This is a genomic window from Bacillus sp. RO2, from assembly GCF_012911845.1.
Classification (GTDB): Bacteria; Bacillota; Bacilli; order Bacillales; family Bacillaceae_I; genus Sutcliffiella_A.
Genome location: NZ_JAAXCU010000041.1, coordinates 160779 through 177269, shown reverse-complemented (window position 1 = coordinate 177269; position 16491 = coordinate 160779). Strand labels below are relative to the sequence as shown.

At 40.1% G+C, this 16491-nt stretch carries 26 protein-coding genes; 17 read left to right on the top strand and 9 right to left on the bottom strand.

Translation table 11 applies throughout. The annotated features are described in order from the left end of the window. The first annotated feature begins 196 nt into the window (after positions 1-196). The 8 genes from HF078_RS10975 to HF078_RS10940 all read left to right on the top strand — a co-directional run bounded on the left by HF078_RS10975 (position 197) and on the right by HF078_RS10940 (position 5432). Positions 197-460, top strand: coding sequence for a hypothetical protein (locus HF078_RS10975; protein ID WP_169291192.1), 264 nt, complete (start codon positions 197-199; stop codon positions 458-460). Then, entirely contained in the window at positions 457-816 is a 360-nt protein-coding gene (locus HF078_RS10970; RefSeq protein WP_169291191.1) for a DUF3221 domain-containing protein, read from the top strand. Before HF078_RS10975 ends, HF078_RS10970 begins: the two co-directional genes overlap by 4 nt. A gap of 57 nt (positions 817-873) precedes the next feature. Beyond that, positions 874-1029 carry a hypothetical protein gene (locus tag HF078_RS10965; RefSeq protein WP_169291190.1) on the top strand — a complete coding sequence of 52 codons (156 nt, stop codon included), beginning with the start codon at positions 874-876 and terminating at the stop codon, positions 1027-1029. Between the two features lie 149 nt (positions 1030-1178). Then, a complete protein-coding gene (locus HF078_RS10960; RefSeq protein WP_169291227.1) occupies positions 1179-2096 on the top strand; it encodes a DoxX-like family protein in 918 nt (305 codons plus the stop codon). Continuing rightward, on the top strand, positions 2093-2704 hold the full coding sequence (locus HF078_RS10955; protein ID WP_169291189.1) for a DUF4166 domain-containing protein: 612 nt from the start codon (positions 2093-2095) through the stop codon (positions 2702-2704). The genes HF078_RS10960 and HF078_RS10955 overlap by 4 nt, the downstream gene beginning before the upstream one ends. Then, the gene (locus HF078_RS10950; protein WP_169291188.1) at positions 2673-4256 is read left to right on the top strand and encodes a YndJ family protein; all 1584 of its coding nucleotides are present in this window, start codon (positions 2673-2675) and stop codon (positions 4254-4256) included. Before HF078_RS10955 ends, HF078_RS10950 begins: the two co-directional genes overlap by 32 nt. Before the next feature lie 365 nt (positions 4257-4621). Further along, on the top strand, positions 4622-5053 hold the full coding sequence (locus tag HF078_RS10945) for a hypothetical protein (protein ID WP_169291187.1): 432 nt from the start codon (positions 4622-4624) through the stop codon (positions 5051-5053). A gap of 127 nt (positions 5054-5180) precedes the next feature. Then, on the top strand, positions 5181-5432 hold the full coding sequence (locus tag HF078_RS10940) for a spore coat protein (RefSeq protein WP_169291186.1): 252 nt from the start codon (positions 5181-5183) through the stop codon (positions 5430-5432). A gap of 87 nt (positions 5433-5519) precedes the next feature. On the opposite strand, the gene HF078_RS10935 is transcribed toward HF078_RS10940, so the two are convergent. Continuing rightward, entirely contained in the window at positions 5520-6356 is an 837-nt protein-coding gene (locus HF078_RS10935; protein ID WP_169291185.1) for an undecaprenyl-diphosphate phosphatase, read from the bottom strand. A 269-nt stretch (positions 6357-6625) separates the two neighbouring features. Then, positions 6626-7054 (bottom strand): stage III sporulation protein AH, encoded by a 429-nt coding sequence (locus tag HF078_RS10930; protein WP_240951722.1) that lies wholly within the window; start codon positions 7052-7054, stop codon positions 6626-6628. 231 nt (positions 7055-7285) lie between these two features. Here HF078_RS10930 and HF078_RS10925 point away from each other — a divergent pair, with 231 nt between their 5' ends. Next, a complete protein-coding gene (locus tag HF078_RS10925) occupies positions 7286-7642 on the top strand; it encodes a YciI family protein (RefSeq protein ID WP_169291184.1) in 357 nt (118 codons plus the stop codon). A gap of 57 nt (positions 7643-7699) precedes the next feature. Here HF078_RS10925 and HF078_RS10920 read toward each other — a convergent pair whose 3' ends face one another. Continuing rightward, positions 7700-8038 (bottom strand): DUF1048 domain-containing protein, encoded by a 339-nt coding sequence (locus HF078_RS10920; RefSeq protein WP_169291183.1) that lies wholly within the window; start codon positions 8036-8038, stop codon positions 7700-7702. Beyond that, a complete protein-coding gene (locus tag HF078_RS10915; protein ID WP_169291182.1) occupies positions 8035-8379 on the bottom strand; it encodes a PadR family transcriptional regulator in 345 nt (114 codons plus the stop codon). The genes HF078_RS10920 and HF078_RS10915 overlap by 4 nt, the downstream gene beginning before the upstream one ends. 312 nt (positions 8380-8691) lie before the next feature. Here HF078_RS10915 and HF078_RS10910 point away from each other — a divergent pair, with 312 nt between their 5' ends. Both HF078_RS10910 and HF078_RS10905 read left to right on the top strand, forming a co-directional pair. Continuing rightward, a complete protein-coding gene (locus HF078_RS10910; RefSeq protein ID WP_169291181.1) occupies positions 8692-9027 on the top strand; it encodes a hypothetical protein in 336 nt (111 codons plus the stop codon). Positions 9028-9096: 69 nt separating this feature from the next. Further along, complete coding sequence (locus tag HF078_RS10905) at positions 9097-9756, top strand: hypothetical protein (protein ID WP_169291180.1); 660 nt, start codon at positions 9097-9099, stop codon at positions 9754-9756. An 87-nt stretch (positions 9757-9843) separates the two neighbouring features. On the opposite strand, the gene HF078_RS10900 is transcribed toward HF078_RS10905, so the two are convergent. Continuing rightward, the gene (locus tag HF078_RS10900) at positions 9844-10275 is read right to left on the bottom strand and encodes a hypothetical protein (RefSeq protein ID WP_169291179.1); all 432 of its coding nucleotides are present in this window, start codon (positions 10273-10275) and stop codon (positions 9844-9846) included. A 210-nt stretch (positions 10276-10485) separates the two neighbouring features. Here HF078_RS10900 and HF078_RS10895 point away from each other — a divergent pair, with 210 nt between their 5' ends. From HF078_RS10895 to HF078_RS10885, 3 genes are all read left to right on the top strand, one after another. Beyond that, positions 10486-11022: an isochorismatase family protein gene (locus HF078_RS10895; RefSeq protein ID WP_169291178.1), complete on the top strand. Its 537-nt coding sequence runs from the start codon at positions 10486-10488 to the stop codon at positions 11020-11022. Between the two features lie 365 nt (positions 11023-11387). Then, positions 11388-11681, top strand: coding sequence for a PadR family transcriptional regulator (locus HF078_RS10890; RefSeq protein ID WP_168865628.1), 294 nt, complete (start codon positions 11388-11390; stop codon positions 11679-11681). Next, positions 11678-12871 carry a DUF2812 domain-containing protein gene (locus HF078_RS10885; RefSeq protein ID WP_169291177.1) on the top strand — a complete coding sequence of 398 codons (1194 nt, stop codon included), beginning with the start codon at positions 11678-11680 and terminating at the stop codon, positions 12869-12871. The genes HF078_RS10890 and HF078_RS10885 overlap by 4 nt, the downstream gene beginning before the upstream one ends. Before the next feature lie 77 nt (positions 12872-12948). Here the strand turns inward: HF078_RS10885 and HF078_RS10880 are convergent, their stop codons facing one another. Beyond that, positions 12949-13434 (bottom strand): hypothetical protein, encoded by a 486-nt coding sequence (locus tag HF078_RS10880; protein ID WP_169291176.1) that lies wholly within the window; start codon positions 13432-13434, stop codon positions 12949-12951. Beyond that, a complete protein-coding gene (locus tag HF078_RS10875; protein WP_169291175.1) occupies positions 13434-13640 on the bottom strand; it encodes a helix-turn-helix transcriptional regulator in 207 nt (68 codons plus the stop codon). Before HF078_RS10875 ends, HF078_RS10880 begins: the two co-directional genes overlap by 1 nt. A gap of 171 nt (positions 13641-13811) precedes the next feature. Between HF078_RS10875 and HF078_RS10870 the strand changes: the two genes are divergently transcribed. Further along, positions 13812-14525 carry a hypothetical protein gene (locus HF078_RS10870; RefSeq protein WP_169291174.1) on the top strand — a complete coding sequence of 238 codons (714 nt, stop codon included), beginning with the start codon at positions 13812-13814 and terminating at the stop codon, positions 14523-14525. Between the two features lie 94 nt (positions 14526-14619). Here the strand turns inward: HF078_RS10870 and HF078_RS10865 are convergent, their stop codons facing one another. Next, on the bottom strand, positions 14620-14961 hold the full coding sequence (locus HF078_RS10865) for a hypothetical protein (protein WP_169291173.1): 342 nt from the start codon (positions 14959-14961) through the stop codon (positions 14620-14622). A gap of 157 nt (positions 14962-15118) precedes the next feature. Here HF078_RS10865 and HF078_RS10860 point away from each other — a divergent pair, with 157 nt between their 5' ends. After that, positions 15119-15355: a hypothetical protein gene (locus HF078_RS10860; RefSeq protein ID WP_169291172.1), complete on the top strand. Its 237-nt coding sequence runs from the start codon at positions 15119-15121 to the stop codon at positions 15353-15355. Positions 15356-15448: 93 nt separating this feature from the next. After that, on the top strand, positions 15449-15844 hold the full coding sequence (locus HF078_RS10855) for a hypothetical protein (protein WP_169291171.1): 396 nt from the start codon (positions 15449-15451) through the stop codon (positions 15842-15844). Positions 15845-16049: 205 nt separating this feature from the next. Here the strand turns inward: HF078_RS10855 and HF078_RS10850 are convergent, their stop codons facing one another. Further along, the gene (locus HF078_RS10850) at positions 16050-16460 is read right to left on the bottom strand and encodes a VOC family protein (RefSeq protein WP_169291170.1); all 411 of its coding nucleotides are present in this window, start codon (positions 16458-16460) and stop codon (positions 16050-16052) included. Positions 16461-16491: the final 31 nt, after the last annotated feature.

The following is a 16491-nucleotide window of genomic DNA, read 5'->3' as shown; positions in this document are numbered from 1 at the left end:
ATGGCAATTGCTATTTTCATTTTCAATTATTTAGTCGGACCGCGGTTCTTAAATATGGAAAGTACTGATAATGGATTATTTGTGGGATTAATGATGTTGTGTATAGTTATCGGGCATATTTTGGAACGAGAAAAATGAGATGAGAGGTAAAATGGGCTTGTGCCTGTCTCCGTGAAATGTTTGGAGGAGAGGTTAAATGAACGATTTCAAATGGTTCAAGATTGTAGCTATTTTGTTGGGCTTGGTTTTCCTTGTATATGGGTTGTTACAATCTTGGGTGTATAGTGGGGAATCTTCCGGAGGAATGGATTATATCTTTGTAGAACGTACTGTCAGGAGTTACGCTTTTATAATGGGTGGAATCATCTTTCTGTTTATTGGAGTTTTTATTTCCGCATTAGAAAAGCGATTACGGATGCTCGAAGCTCTAATTTATGAAAATCGGAAGAAGCTACAATGAAGCTTTTTCGGGACTTTAGCAAGCGTGTTTTATTCATAATTTTATTTGTTGTTTTGGTTGGTTGTACATCAATAGAAGAAAAAACAGATCCAAGTTTGATTATCAATGCCTTGATTCTTGAGGTGAAAGACGGAAGAATGTTAGTGGCAGAGGATGTAACTAGAAGTGAGTACGCTGAGGTTAGTAAAAAAACAATTCAAGAATTAGATGAAGAAAGAATCTCGCTGATTTATTTGAGTTTTGATAAATCAGTTGATGTAAAAGTAGGAGATGAAGTGGCAATTTGGATTGACGGTGGATTGGATCACTCCTATCCCGCTAAAGGTCATGCGAAAAGGGTTGATGTGAAAGAATAATAAATGATAGTGGGTCAGTGTGCCTGTCCCCTAGACCCAAAGGGAGGTTTCTTTCGCTTGAGCAGAGCGGTAGAAACCTCTTTTTTTCGTAAAATTGTAGAACGTTTGCGTGGAAAGGTAGAAGCAGGTTTGGGAAATGTAGAAGGTAACTCGGGAAATGTAGAAGCTGACCGAAAAAAAGTCGAAGGTGACAGGGAAAAGGTACAAGTGTAAGCAAGCAACAAAATGGAGCAACTAGGAAAGATGATTTCTAACTTTACTTTCTGACTCTTGAACAAGGATAAACGCTTATTTACGTGAATCTCTATTATTCTCCCATTTCCCTCGTTAACCTATGTTATTTTATTAATAGAGGTGACATGATGATAAAGAAGCCGATTTATGTAGAAATTCCAATTGAGTCTAGTATAGATGACATCTGGGAGAAAACTCAGACTCCTACATTGCATGAGCAGTGGGATTTACGTTTTTCTTCTATTACCTATTTACCGAAGGAATCAGAGGATAGCCCGCAGTCCTTTTTATATGAAACGAAAATTGGGGGTGGGCTGAAAGTTGCCGGTTGGGGGAAAAGCATCGGTACACATGATAAGAAGGATGGGTCGAAAACGTCTTCTCTTCATTTTGGTACGGATCAAAAGATTTCTCCCATTTCAGAAGGGAAAGGCTATTGGCGATACATACCGACCGATAAAGGAATTACTTTTTTGACCCAGTATGACTATGAGGTGCGTTATGGAGTGATTGGCCGGCTTTTAGATCTATTTTTCCGTCCTGTTATGGGGTGGGCCACAGCTCTTAGCTTTGATGTGCTGAAGCGTTGGGTAGAAAAGGGGGAAACGCCGCGAACACAGTATGTGCGTTTCTTTAGCACCACGCTAATTACTATGCTGTTTTTCTTTGTTTGGTTTTATCAAGGACTTGTCCCGAAATTGCTGGCTAAACATCCGGAGGAAGTGTCCATGTTTTCTAGTTTAAGTTCCATAGAAGGAGCTGCTGCGGTACAAGCTGTGGAGATCATAGGGTTTTTAGAAATCTTATTTGCAGCTCTGTGGCTTTTTTATCGTAAAAAAAGACATTTATTTGCTTTGCAGATTCTGGTTTTTCCTATATTGACCGCCAGTGCCCTAATTGCTAGTCCATCGATGGCACCACATCCGTTTAATCCGGTTACGTTTAATGCTAGTCTTTGGGTCCTTTCCATCATTGGTTATTTACTAGCAAAGGATGTACCGACGGCAACAAGTTGTAAGCGCACAAGAAAGGGCGATTCAAAATGACCATCTATCAAGAACTATTGGGGGAGGATTTTCAGCGGCTTCACCCAAAACTGCAGGATCGTTATGCACTCCCAATGGGAAAACCGTTTTATGGTGTTGGAACGATGTTAAAAGTGAGAGCAGGTTCACCCTGGCTAAAACCCTTTTTAACCTTATCAGCTCGTTGGCAATTTCTTTTCCCCGAAAGCGGGAGAGATGTGCCGTTTACGATTAAAAATACCTGTCGATCATTGCCGTCCGGTGAAGCCGAGATATATTGGGAACGAACCTTTTATTTTGAAAAGATTTCTCGCAATTTTAACGCGTACATGACAATGGATCCGAAGCGGAAAGTGGTGAAGGATTACTTAGGGGAGCCGCACTTATTTTATTCGGATTTAAAGATGAGCGTTACTCCGGAAGGACGAATGCAGATTCGCTCTGGCTCCCAACGGTTTCTGGTAGGTAAACGCGAAATTCCCATTCCTCGGTTATTAGAAGGTGTGGTAGCCGTTGAGGAAGGGTATGATGATGTGCGGGAAGTATTTACGATTCAAGTGGAGATACGAAATCGAATGGTCGGGAGGGTGATGGCTTATGAAGGCGAATTTAAAGCAGCGTCTCTTTAGTCCCATAACCATTGCAGGTATCGTCTTTTTCCTGGCAAGCAGTCTGTTCACAGCTGACTCCTATTTGTTAATGCTGACCGCTGCACAATTGATTTTCGTTCCTCTCATGCTCCAGCTGATAGTGGAAATCAAACGGAAGCATATTATCTTCACGTGGATGACGATGCTAGCTGTCTTTTTATTACCAGTGGTCCCATCCAGCGCAGGGCAAATTGCATTAGCTTTCATCTATCTAATGTTTACTTTTTTTGTGGCGTTATACGGGGTAAAACGGTTCTTCCAGCGGGGCTTTACTAATTGGGCAGAAATTTCGATTGATCTCGGGTTGATGTATTTGTTTGTAGGGGGACTATGGTTCTTTGCGTATATTGCGGGAATTGATACAGGTTTTAGTCCGCTGATTACGTGGCTAACGGCCATTCATTTTCACTACTCTGCCTTTTTATTTCCTATTTCGTTAGGGTTCTTTGGGCGTTTGCACAATTCCAACTGGTATCCTTTTATTGTCGTGAGTATTTTAGCTGGTCCGATGCTTGTTGCTATTGGCATCACGTTTTGGCCATTACTAGAATTTATTTCTGTATTGGTTTACATTTTTGCCATCTATAGCTTGATATTCCTTGCATTTCGAACACGCTTTGCGACCAACCTGCAGGCGCTTTTCATAAGGCTCTCCTACGTTGCACTTGGTATCACCATCGTTTTTTCCTTGCTTTATGCGGCCAATAGCGCGTTTGGAAGTTGGTTTGTTAGCATTGATTTTATGTTGATGTTTCATGGCTTTTTTAATTGTGTGGTTTTTGGATTGGTAGGAGTTCTTGGCTGGGTGATGGCGCCACCGCCTTCCAAACAAGTGAAATGGAACTTTCCGGTGAGTCAGATACGAGGAAAGTTAAAAGGAGCAGGAGAACAACGACCAGGATTAGTAGAAAATCTAAGTGATTTTGTAGATGTAAAAGCTTTACCGTATGCCATCGTTCATTTTTATGAGCAAACAGAACGTTATCAGCTAGTTGCTTCTGTAAAATGGTCGTCTTGGTTTAAACCATTGGCATGGTGTTACAAATGGGTTAGTACACAAATGCAACAATTAAATCTTCCTATCTCGAGTAAACCTACTGAAATGACCTTTAAGATCCGTGCTGTTGATCCAATTCTTGATGGAAGAAAAAATCCCCGTGCCTGGGTTCGTCAGGCTGGAAACAATACTGTATTTGTCGCGATTTATTCTCAGCATGAGACGGAGGGAAGAACCTATATGAATATAGCACTTCCTCTTCCTTATTCGTCTATGATAGGGGTTTTGCAGCTTGATGCTGTGGATGACGGGTCGCTTGTTCTTTCGAGTGAAGGGAAAGGGGATCCGGGGGTTTATTTAGCAGTGGGGGAAACTATATTTAAGTTGCCGTTATCTGAGCACTTTATTATAAAAGAGAAAAGGGCAGGGGTGCTCACTGCTGAGCATTACATGAAGATTTTTGGGGTGCCTTTTTTGAGGGTTGATTATTGGATTGATGAAAAGATAGACTCAGAAAGTGATAAGTTGGCATAGTTGAAGGGACAGGCCCAGAGATACCATCTCTAGGCCTGTCCCTTCAACCCGCCCAGAGATCGGATCTCTGGGTATTTTTTGTGTGATTTAAAATATGTTGAAATACCAATATTTAAACAATCGTTTGTTCAAAAATGAATCCGGTATGGTGAGTTAAGGGTTGAAAAGCATTCGTGATTTTTCAACCATTTTCGCAAGGTATATTAGGATAAGGAATAATGGAGAAGTGTTCTTCCCTCTTTAAAAAACCAATCGTAAATATTACGCTTATAGTGTAAAATTACACAAAAGAGGAAGTGGAGGATGATTATGTCATTTCTAACAATGGCGTGCCTGTCCCCACAAGACAAGGAGGGTAACGTTCGTTGAAATTCAGAGTCCTTGCATGTTTAATTCTGCCCATCCCTAATATTGCCTTTGGAGTAACGTTCAACTTAATTGATTCTTTTAAAGGAAGCCCAGCAACAATGGAAAATTTAATTGTATCTTTGGTGCACTTAGCTGTTTGGATTATTTGTTTTGGGATGGCATTTAAAGCGAAAAATAAAGCTGTACTAAAGTTATATGCTATTTTTTTGGCACTAACTTCAGCTATGGCTGCTTTAACGGCTTACATTAACTATGTGGATACTACTGTTAATTTTGCATGGGCAATTCCTTTTGCTATGTTACTCTTGCCTCAATGGTATGGATTTAACTATTTCATCGAGAGTTATTTTGTTTCATCCATTATACTACTGTTTATATCTTTGGTATTGTTCAGCACCACGGTTTGGAGTTGGAGGAAAATAATTTAAGAAGAATGGGTCAGCGGGTCTGTCCCCATTAACCCTCTAGGCATTCACACATCTTTCTAGGTACAAGTTTATAGACTCATGTCCCTTGAATAGGATGGTAAGGAATAACTTGAGGGAGTGTAGTCTAGTGAACTTTAATCATAATGATCAAAGAAGAATCGTTGGCCGCCCGGGCTTTGGTTTAGGTGGATTCGGTTCTGGCTTTGGTGTCCGTCCGGGTCTAGGATTTGGCCGTCCAGGCTTTGGGTTTGGGTTTCCGTTTGTAACGGGATTGGCAGCAGGCGCTTTATTAACACCAAGACCAAGACCATATCCGTACTATCCATACCCGCCTTACCCATATCAACCTTACCCATATCAACCGTATCCATATTATTAAAATAGGAACATAACAAAAACCACTTCCTAACTCAGGAAGTGGTTTTATGTGTTTAATAAAAAGTGGGTCGGCGTGCCTACCCTCGACTCAAAAATAAACCAAATAAATAATGAAAGCCAACACAATGCGATAAACAGCGAATGGCACAAGCTTGATTTTATTAATTAATTGCAAGAAGAATTTTATAGAAATTAAAGCGAAAATAAACGATGTAATAAAACCGGCAGCAAAGAACGGTAAAGCTTCGATAGTGAAGTACTGCCAATTTTTCAGTAAGGAAAGTCCACTCGCTCCAACCATAATGGGCACTGCCATAATAAATGTAAAATCAGCGGCAGCACGGTGGCTCATTCCGAGGAGGACTCCTCCAGAAATGGTAGAACCCGATCTTGAAAATCCAGGCCATAAAGATAAGCACTGAATCAGTCCGATGGAAAAAGCCTGCTTATAGGTCATTTGATCAACACTCTGCATTTTCGGCTCTTTTGGACCGAATAGGTCAGCGGCAATCATCAAAACAGCTCCGATGACAAGTCCAATCAGAACAGTTTCAAGTGAAAATAAGTGTTCGTCAATATAGTCTTCGAATAGTAGTCCCAAGGCACCTGCGGGAAGCAGCCCCACCATAACATGGGTAAGTTTAAGTTGCTTGGAACCATGCGAGGTAGATTCTCCTACTCGGAATTTCTTTAACCCGAGCAGTTCAATGAATCTGTTCCTGAAAATCACCACTACTGCCAGGATGGACCCAAGCTGTATGACAATTTTAAATGTATTGGCTACATACTTACCAAGGAACTCATTTGATTGCAGCAGCATATCGTCCACAATAATCATATGCCCTGTTGAGGAAACAGGAGCAAACTCCGTCAAACCTTCGACAATCCCTAATATGACTGCTTTTAATATAGTAATAAAGTCCATCGTCTAGCTCCTTTTTATTTGTGCGATAATCTCATTACTATATTACAAATCAATAGTTTTGGAAATATGAAAAATTCAATAGCTTAAGAGAATATAACCTGTCTTAGATAGGCGAGCCTGTTTTTGCGACTCCATGTCTAAAAAAGATGAAAGATAAGCATGTTTTTATTTGAAAGGCGCTGTTATATTTTAATGTTGATAAAGAAGTAAAATTAAAGGAAACCTTAATAATAAATGAGTTTCTTCTATTTTTGTTCAACTTAGGCTGATTAACTTAATAAGAAACTGTTCCATAAGGTTTCATCAACCATAAAAAACCCTTCGTGTGAACATCCAGCCAACATACATTTATCATTATGATAAAACATTAAGTCTTCTGGTAGTTCTGGGCTAATCCAACCAAAAAAAGAACTGCTATATTCCTTCAAAAATAGCCTTGTAGCATTATTCATCTGAAAATAATAAACGTATGCTGTACCACCAGAAAGTTTAGTGGTTTCCCATTTTCGTTGAATTTTCCTTTCGATTAAATGCCCTTTAATATCGATTATCAAATTATCGACATAGGCAAGACGTTCTTCTTCAATATCCATCATCTGTCTATTCTCAACAAATGCGAAACGATTACAATGCTTTGATAATAGGTCTATTAATTGCTTATAGCGTTTACCCTTAACATTTTCCGTTATCATCAGCATATTAATTCCTCCTCACAATCCTTTAACTATCTTACTACACATTGGATTATGACAATCGTAAACCTGTCATATGTGTCAATCATTTCAAAAACAACCATGGGTTCGGTCAAAAAATGAAAATATTTGTTCAACTTGGACAATTGCAAAATCTAACCAACAATACATCACTTATTTTCAACTTAATTTGGTATGATTTATTGTACCGAGGACATGAAAAAGGGGAGAACTTATATGTTATTCATGCTAATCGTCAAAGCCTCAACAAATTCAGAAACAGGAAACCGCCCGAATCCAGAGTTTAATGCAGCAATGGACAGGTATAACGATGAACTAGTGAAAGCAGGCGTGCGAGTCATGGCGAAAGGACTACATCCAAGTTCAAATGGAATGCGTATTTCGTATCCTGAGCCTGGAGGGGAGCCAGTAGTGACGGAGGGTCCGTTTTCTGAACCGAATAATTTGGTTGCGGGGTTCATTTTGATTGATGTCAAGTCGAAAGAAGAAGCTGTCGAGTGGGCGATGCGGATGCCGGATCCTCAAGGATATGGGGAAGGACAGATTGAATTACGTCAAGTGTTCGAATTTTAAGTTATGGAAGAGGGGGAGGCGACAGTGGGTCACCGTGCCTGCCCCCTCAGCCCAACGTTAGCCTCCGTTCACCGTGTCGTTCAACTTCTTCCGATACTTGTCTTTATATGTTTCCGTGTCCTTCACAAGCTCATCGCAGAAAGCTGCCACGTCTTCTCCGGTGAGGTCTGTTACTTTTTTTCCTTCTGCTGCACCTTGTTCGAAAAGTTCAAGCATGCCATCAAAGATACGTTTGTATTCATTCCAGTCAGTAGGGCCACCGGCGGTCCACATATACTTTTGGATTGCATAGTAAGCGTTGCGGTACTCAGTAGGAAGTGCTTTTGCGCGCGCCTCCATCTCTTTCCATTCTCTTTTGTCGTTTAGACTTCCAATGATCTTTTCTAAAAAGCTCATAGTATCTCTCCTTTTGATAAGTCTTTCGTTTTCAGTTCGTTGATCTTACTTGAAACGAATTCCCATTTCCCCCAAAACGTTTTAAGGTGCTCTTTGCCTGCAGTGTTAAGTGTGTAAAATTTTCTCGGAGGTCCCATGGTGGAGGGCTTCTTCTCGATGTTCACCAAATTGTTTTTCTCTAGACGCATCGTGATGGTGTAAACAGTGCCTTCCACCACATCCGTAAAGCCAAGTGCCCGCAGTTGTTGCGTGATTTCATAACCGTACGTTTCACCGCGGCTGATAATCTCCAGCACACAACCCTCCAGAACTCCCTTCAGCATTTCTGTAATATTTTCCAAATCTATCCCTCAATTCAGGTATTCTGTAATACTAAGTACAACTATATAGTAATGCAGAGTAGTGATGGATGTCAATAGGTAGCCGTGGGGACAGGCACCGTCACCCTTGTGACAGAGAGAAGTTTATTGGCAACTTAAATAGGCTGGGAAATGTGGTGCGCCAACGCCATCATTTTGAAACATTCCACTCCTTGAATACGTACTACACAATAGGTGTCAGGGCATATTTTGAAGTGATGTATAGTATAAATGCACTTCTAAGGGGGGATATTTATTCAATTCCAAAAGTTGTTGGTGATAGTAGGGATGGTTTTGTTACTAACAGCATGTAATGAAGCCACAGTTGAAAACCCCACTGCAAAAGAAATTTTATCTGAAAATAGTGATGCAGACATTCTCCAATTGAACGGTTTCATTTATTCAAGGACTGTAGATGAAAAGAACGAGAGTGGTTATGTCAAAAGAGAAAAGATAGGGGAGATCAAGGAGCAATCAACAAGCACTTGGTGGTTCCGGGATCTTTATGCTAGTAAACTGTCAAAAGGAACAGAAATTTTTTCAACAGATGTGGTCGCAGATATACCAACTGTAATTCTAGTGGAAATAGACGGGGAATTAGTAGAATATCATGTGCTAATTGAAGGATAGTTAGGGACGTTGATAGGGAAAAGTGGGGCGGCGTGCCTGTCCCCTTGACTCAAAAGGAGCAAATAAACGATGAATACTATTATTTTTGTAATGCTATTAATAGGGCTATTAGTAGTAATGATTTTTTCTAAAGAGAGACGGTGGAAGGTTGGTCTAGTAGTTTTGGTACTGACGGTCTCCGCTTTGTTCGTCATGGGATTCCGTTTTACCGCGGGCAGTGTATTACCTATAGGCTCTGAGGTGATTAGAACGATTGATACCGATTATGGAAAAGTTGTACTTTATGAGGATAGCACCGATACCACGTTTGGGTTAGCAGAAGTTAATAGAACGCTTGGGCTACTATATTATTATGGAGGAGGGACAAATGCCTACAGTGCGGAAGAGGGAGTGCCGTTCCAAGCTGCAGGGTTCGGGAATGACGAAAGTTTTATGGTAGGGATTAGGACGAATGATCCTTCTATAAAGTATATAGTAATCGGGAGTCATCTCGAAGATCTCCAAGAAATGGAGAACGAAGCCTTTTCTATGGATAACGTAAAAAAACACCCTGATAGCTACATTGTTCAAGAAGTAAAAGAACAGTATGTCTTTCTCGTATTAGACGAGTATTCCTACTCAACCTGGACATTCAGGGCCATTGATGAAAATGAAAAACTTATTGGCGAAAAATTGTATGGTGATGGAGAAGCACGGTATGTGGAGGAATCAGAGGGACAGGCACCGTGACCCATTTGTGGGAAAGAAGAATCTCCACCTTAATAAATAGTCAAAGTAAATGGTTTCTTTCGGAGTATGTGCCTTCCCATCAACCCGCTAAAACGCTAATAGAAAAGCCACACCCCAGCTGCCAATAAAAAAGATCAAGCTTGAAACGAAATATAAACTCATTTCTTGAGAACTTACCGCTTCATACTGATGTTCATAATCATTGTTGGTAAGGAACTTAGTGAAGGTACCATGTGAATTTGTGTTTGCCTTCCTTGTAATATTGGTAAGCCAGCCTAATCCGAAAAAACATAGACTTGAAAAGAAAATGGTATCGATAAATTTCCAGTTTCCTAGGAGGCTGATTACATAAGAGCCGTTTACCATTAAGGAAAGTAGAATAAGGATGATAGTGATCTTCAGATATTTAGGGTTAATGCGTTTCTCTAAAACCTTGCTGATGAAATCTATTGCAAAAGCAGCTATCGTAAAAAGGATTAAAAGTATTATCGTAAAAGCAACGCTATAGTAATAATTCATTATCATGCCTCCAATGGAATTACACATCGTTTACCTTTTGTACGTCTAGAAATGAAAAAAGTTCCAACAATCATCTTATATAAGAAAATAAAGCTTAAAATAGGTAACTGGGTCACCGTGCCTGTCCCTCAACACATGTTTGCGGGAAGGAGGACTTTCCATCCACCTTCTAGAAGTATATCCCTATTAACAAAATAGGTAGGTGATAATATGAAAGCATTATTAGTCATTGATGTTCAAAATGGTATTGTTAATTTTGGTGATTTTAAAGAAGAACTTTTAATGATGGAAAATGTGATAAAAGATTTCAAGGATAGCAAAAGCCCTGTCATCTTTATGAGACATGTGGATGACATGGAAGAGAGCCCTTTATATAAAGATTCCGTTGGTTCTGAACTGCATGCTTCATTAAAGGACTATGCTGACCAGGTAATAGAGAAGCAAACTCCAAGTTCATTCGTGAATACTAGCCTCTCTGAAACACTAGAAAAGTTAGGCGTAGAGCATCTTTTCATTACAGGCTTCAACACAGAGTACTGTTGTATGTTTACCGCCATCGCAGCCTTTGATAGAGGATATAAAGTGACATTCATTGAGGAGGCCACTGGAACGGTCAATAACGATGAAACTTACGAAATGCCAGGCTTGGACATAAAGGACTTTGTTGGAACTGTTTTGCATTGGTCCAACGCCATTGAAGTATTAGATTATGAAGAGTACGTGAAAGAATATAAAGTGTTGAGATAAAAAAATGCAGGTAATCACATAGATTACCTGCATTTTGTTTGTTTTTATTACTTTCTTAGAATAACTAAAATTAAACAAACGTTTGTAGAAACGAAAATTAAAAGTTGTATTGTAAGCTCTCAAAACCATACGACAAACCTCAACCATTTTCGCATTCTATATCAAAATAACTTCCGTCCAACAACAGAAGTGAAGCAGCGCGAAAAACTGGGTCACCGTGCCTGTCCCCTCAGTCCAAACCCTCTTGCACAACTATGTCACACCATGATATAGTCATACTATGACATATATCACGTCACGACATAATTGTAAGAACTGAGGTGCCCACATTGGAACTATCTAAAATCATCAAAAAATACATACCCATGACCGAAACGGCATTCTACATCTTGCTCTCATTAACAGAACCACGCCATGGCTATGGCATCATCAAACACGTCGAAGAAATTTCAAACAATAGAATCCGTCTTGGTTCGGGAACCATCTACGGAACGCTGACAAAAATGCAAAAGGATGGAGTCATTACGGTGTTTGCAGACGCAGAACGTAAAACAGTATACGAAATTACCGATAGCGGGAAAGAGCTGATTACCGCAGAGATCGAACGATTGAAGGAGCTTCACGGAAATGCATTGAAGTACGAGGGGGAATTTAAATGAAAACCTACACGAAACCACTATGGAGCTATGATGTGCAGAAAACAGAGCAATGGCTCACCGACCAGGCAAAGGCAGGCTTTCACCTAAAAGAGCTGCACCGTTTTAAACGAGGCTTCACATTTGAAAAGGGCCAGCCAAAGGACGTCACCTACCGAATTGCCTACGATAAAATAAAACCTGCAACACTTTCCAACACGATGCGCAATGACGGTTGGGAAAAAGTATCCCAAAGCGGCAAGTGGTATGTGATTGCAAACGAAAGACCGCAGGCAGAAGTGACCACTTCCACCAGCCGCGACGCCATCATCAAGCGCAACAATTTTATCTTTTACGCTTTCATGGCCATACTCATCTACATAACAGGCGCAACCTTGGCAAACGTGGCACTCATCACCACCGCCACCATCGCAAGCGACGGCAACGTGGAAGTAGTGGAAAGCCCACTCTGGATCATCACTTACACTGGCGCAGCACTAGTAACCGCCTTTTACCTATTCATGATCTACTCTGTTTGGAAAATAAAGAAGACAAACAAAGCGCTCTCAACCGAGAATCCATCAACATACATGGCACCACACACCATAGAGAAGAAAAACCTGACCAAAGCAGAAGAAAAACAACTGAAGCGTGAAGGCATCCTCATCAAACGCCGCAAGTTCGGCTGGATGTACTCACCGGACAAACTGGAAAAATGGCTGGAACAAATGGCAGCAGAAGGGAACCGCCTCCACCGTGTCAACAGACTAGGCACCACCTTCTACTTCCGAAAAGGGGAACCGCATCATATCAAGTATAGCGCCGACTACCAAAATCTATCGAATGACAGCTATTTCGAGATTCATAGACAAGCAGGTTGGAAGGAAGAATTCAGTTCAAAGGGAGCCCTCCAAAAATGGACAATCTGGAGCAAGGAATACGAAGCTGGCGAAACAGCACCGGCCCTGTACAGCGAACAAACGCATAAGCTCAAGCAAGCCAAGAAAGTCGCCCTTTCCTATACCGCGTTGTTCTTACCACTGGTTCTTATGTACATCTACATTGCGAGTTTTAACACCTTCTATATTTTCCGAAACGGTGGGGAGTGGTCCATCGTAAATTCAAACACCATTATGTTTTTCATCTGTATCCTCCTATTCGGGACATTTATCACAAAAACTTGGATGTATTATTTTAGGCTACGGAGAGCTTAAGGCTTTTAAATGAAGAAAGGACCATTAGAACCCAGACGGTTTTAATGGTCATTTTTATAGATGTTATTCCTTTTTTATCAAAATTCATTCTTGCTTTTTTCCGGTGTTAATCCCCATATCAACCCAATTGTGTTTGGTGGAACGCTTGCAAGCAAGAACCACCAGATGCCGGTAGCAATAGAGAGAACCAAAAAGATAAGTAGGGATACAGCCACAATCGCTATCCCCATTTTGACTCTAGATGGTTTCAAGGGCTCTGACATGCTCATATTGATCGATAAAATTACACCTGTAATTCCCCAGCTCGCCATATGAACTAGCATGATGACTCCAAGAACCATCCCGGCCCTTAACTCCATATCGAACATGATTAAAGTGAATAGAATGTACATGGAAGCAAGGCTGAAGAACCAAGAAATTGCCCGTGCCTTTTGCCAAATATGGTCATGCAGTTCATCCAATCCACCTTGCTTTTTAGCCATACGGCGTCCAAACCACCAAGCTAATATTCCAATCACAGCTCCTCCATATAATCCGAGCAACCCGCCAATTTGTACCTCCATTATTTCTCTCCCCCTTCATCTAATAGAAATACCTCTTCGATGATGCAATCGAATACTTTTGAGATATTGTATGCTAGTTCAAGTGATGGATTATACTTTCCCGATTCAATCGCAATGATAGACTGTCTCGAGACGCCTACCTTTACAGCTAGGTCCTCTTGCGTCATCTTTGCAGCTTTGCGCAGATCTTTAATCTTATTTTTCAACTTCTCCACACCTCCGATTATTTTTGTAAAGCTAGCTTTACAATCGGTTGTAAGTAAAGCGTACTTTACATTCGGTGAAATGTCAAGGGTGCTTTACAAAAAAAGGCGTTGACGAAAAAGAAGACTAAGCTATAATTATGGTTATTATTGGATATAGAATAGGGGGACAATATGAAGAAAAAAATCATCATCGGACTTTTAATGGTAGCCGTAATTTCCGTCGTATCTTTTAATCTATTTCAGAACTCCACAAGCAACATAAATGAAGGCGTATTAAAAGATTTAGAAGGAACGATCTATTTTACTGAAAGGGTGGATGGGGTTCTTACCTTGTTCAAATCAGACGCTAACCTGCAAAATAAAACATTAGTGTATAGCCATAAAGGGAAGGGAAATGATGGTTTAGGGAATTATAATGATAATATAATAGATTTTCATTATGATAAGGTCGAGGAAACAGTCTATTTCATCGCGATGGATAACGGATCTTGGAGTTTGTTCTCCTTAAGTGAAGGGGAAGAGACACCGACTGTATTGCAAAAAGAAGTGATGGAAACAGAGACAGATTATTTAAAGAACAAATATGAAAACCAGACGGCTACTTCCAAGAAAGGCACCCTTTATCTCTTGAGCGAAGGAAACGAAAAAATTATTAAGAAATTCCATGGCCTGTATGACGAGAAGTTCACCGGATACCGCCCAACTGGATTCTCCCCAGACGGACAGCACTTAGTCTATCATTCCATGGAACACGCAACCCCACTCGGAACGATCTTGAAGGGGATGGTTGCGGATTCAGTTGGGAACACGTATGTGATGGACTTATCAACATTGGAGAGTGCGGAGTTTGTTGATGCTCATAAGATTCAGTGGGTGGAGGAGTAGATGGGGAGAGGTACGAGCAATAAAAAACAGTGGCGGTACACTTAACTGCGCCACTGTCTATATTTTATTCAACGGGACACCCTGCCTGTCTCCTCTACTCCCTCGAAAACACATGCTTAAAAACAGACCGAAGTACTAACACAACCACTACTAACACAACCCCGGTTAATACAATTGCAAAATTCATTCCAATAGGTTTAAACCAACCTTCATTAGGAGGAGTAATAAACGCTGTCCCCAACCAAACGGAAACAATAATAGTGATCAAGTTTACTAGAATTATAAGCCCAACCTTAACTTTCAAAGACAAGAAACCAACCAATCCAGCAAATAATAAGATACCTATGAATAAGAAATCAGCACGCTCTGGATGCTGTGAAATTTCGTAGTAATGAAACAGAAACGGCATAGGAATTAACGAAACAACAATCCACAAATGTCTAATAAAAACTCCCCCTCTTAATTCGAAGAACGTGGGTCGGCGTACTGTCCCGTCAGCCCATTTCTTAAAAATACATTAGCATAAATTTCCTTTTTAATATACGATTAATACATAATATTTACAGATACATAGAATAAAAGGGGGCTTCATATTGTATTTATTACTGTCGATTTTATTGTCTACCATATTAGGTTATCTATTACTCATGATGGGACCTTTGGTTGGGGGGTTCCTGGCTTTTGGAATATTCGCAGGCATCTTGTTTAGAGGACTGTATCTCCTAAACGACATCCACAAAAGGCTCACCAAAGATGAACCAAAATATGATCCAGTCAAAGAAGCTTATGAAAACTATTTAAAAGAGAAAGAAAGCAAAGTTCAAGGGTAAAAGGTATGCACGGCAAAATGGGTCACGGTGTCTGTCCCCATGGATCTGGTAAAGAAATTGGAGACTAATTAAGTTCATATGGGGGAATTTTGATTGCGGAGTTTAATTATAGGTTGGTCACTTGTTTTAATATTCCTAGGAAGCTGCTCATCTCCCGAAATAAGTGAAGAACACTTAAGGTATTTGAATGACAATGGATGGACAGTAAGTCGTGTGTTGGAAAAAGAACCTTTTTCACTTCCAGATAATGAAGAATTGTTAAATGAACTCCGTGAACAAGGTCTTAATCCGGATGAATTAGTAAAGCAAGAGACCTTATACATCCAAGTCGTACTATTAAAAGAGCGATGTGAGGGTAAATTAAAAGGCTTAATTTATAGTAATCAAGACAATGATATAGTTGGTGCTCAAATAGTAATAGAAGATGTAAGTCCAGGTGTATCAAAACTTGTTGATACTAGCACTTATATGAGCAGGTGCAAAGAATAAGACATTTATTATTTTTTCAAGATACACTGCGAGACCACTTCATCACCAGCACACAATTAGAACATCAATTTTGGACAATGGCCTATACGCAGGAAAAGTGGCCTGTTGCTTTGGATTATATGAAGGTTTAATGATATAAAGGCTAATTTATACAAAAAATGCAGGCAATCATAATGATTACCTGCATTTTGTCGTCTATGTTTCATTATTGCAGTGCGGCTTGATCCATGTAAAAGAGTTCCCAAAGATGACCGTCTAAATCCTGAAAACTCCAACCATACATAAAGCCGTGATCCTGTGGTTCTTTGGACGGCTTTCCACCAGCTTCCAAAGCAGCATGGACAATTTTATCCACTGTTTCCCTACTATCGACAGATAAAGCGATGATTGCTTCTGTGGATACGGTAGAATCCGCAATTTCCTTACCGGTAAACGTCTTAAAATGGTCCTCCGTTAATAACATCGCATAACTATGATCATTGATAACCATACAAGCTGCTAGTTCATTTGTGAACTGTTGATTAAATTCAAAACCAAGACCAGAGAAAAATTCTTTGGATTTGCTCAAATCTTTCACTGCCATATTAACGAAAATTTTTTCAACTTGCAGACCCATAATTTTCACCTCATTATTAGAATATTTGCAA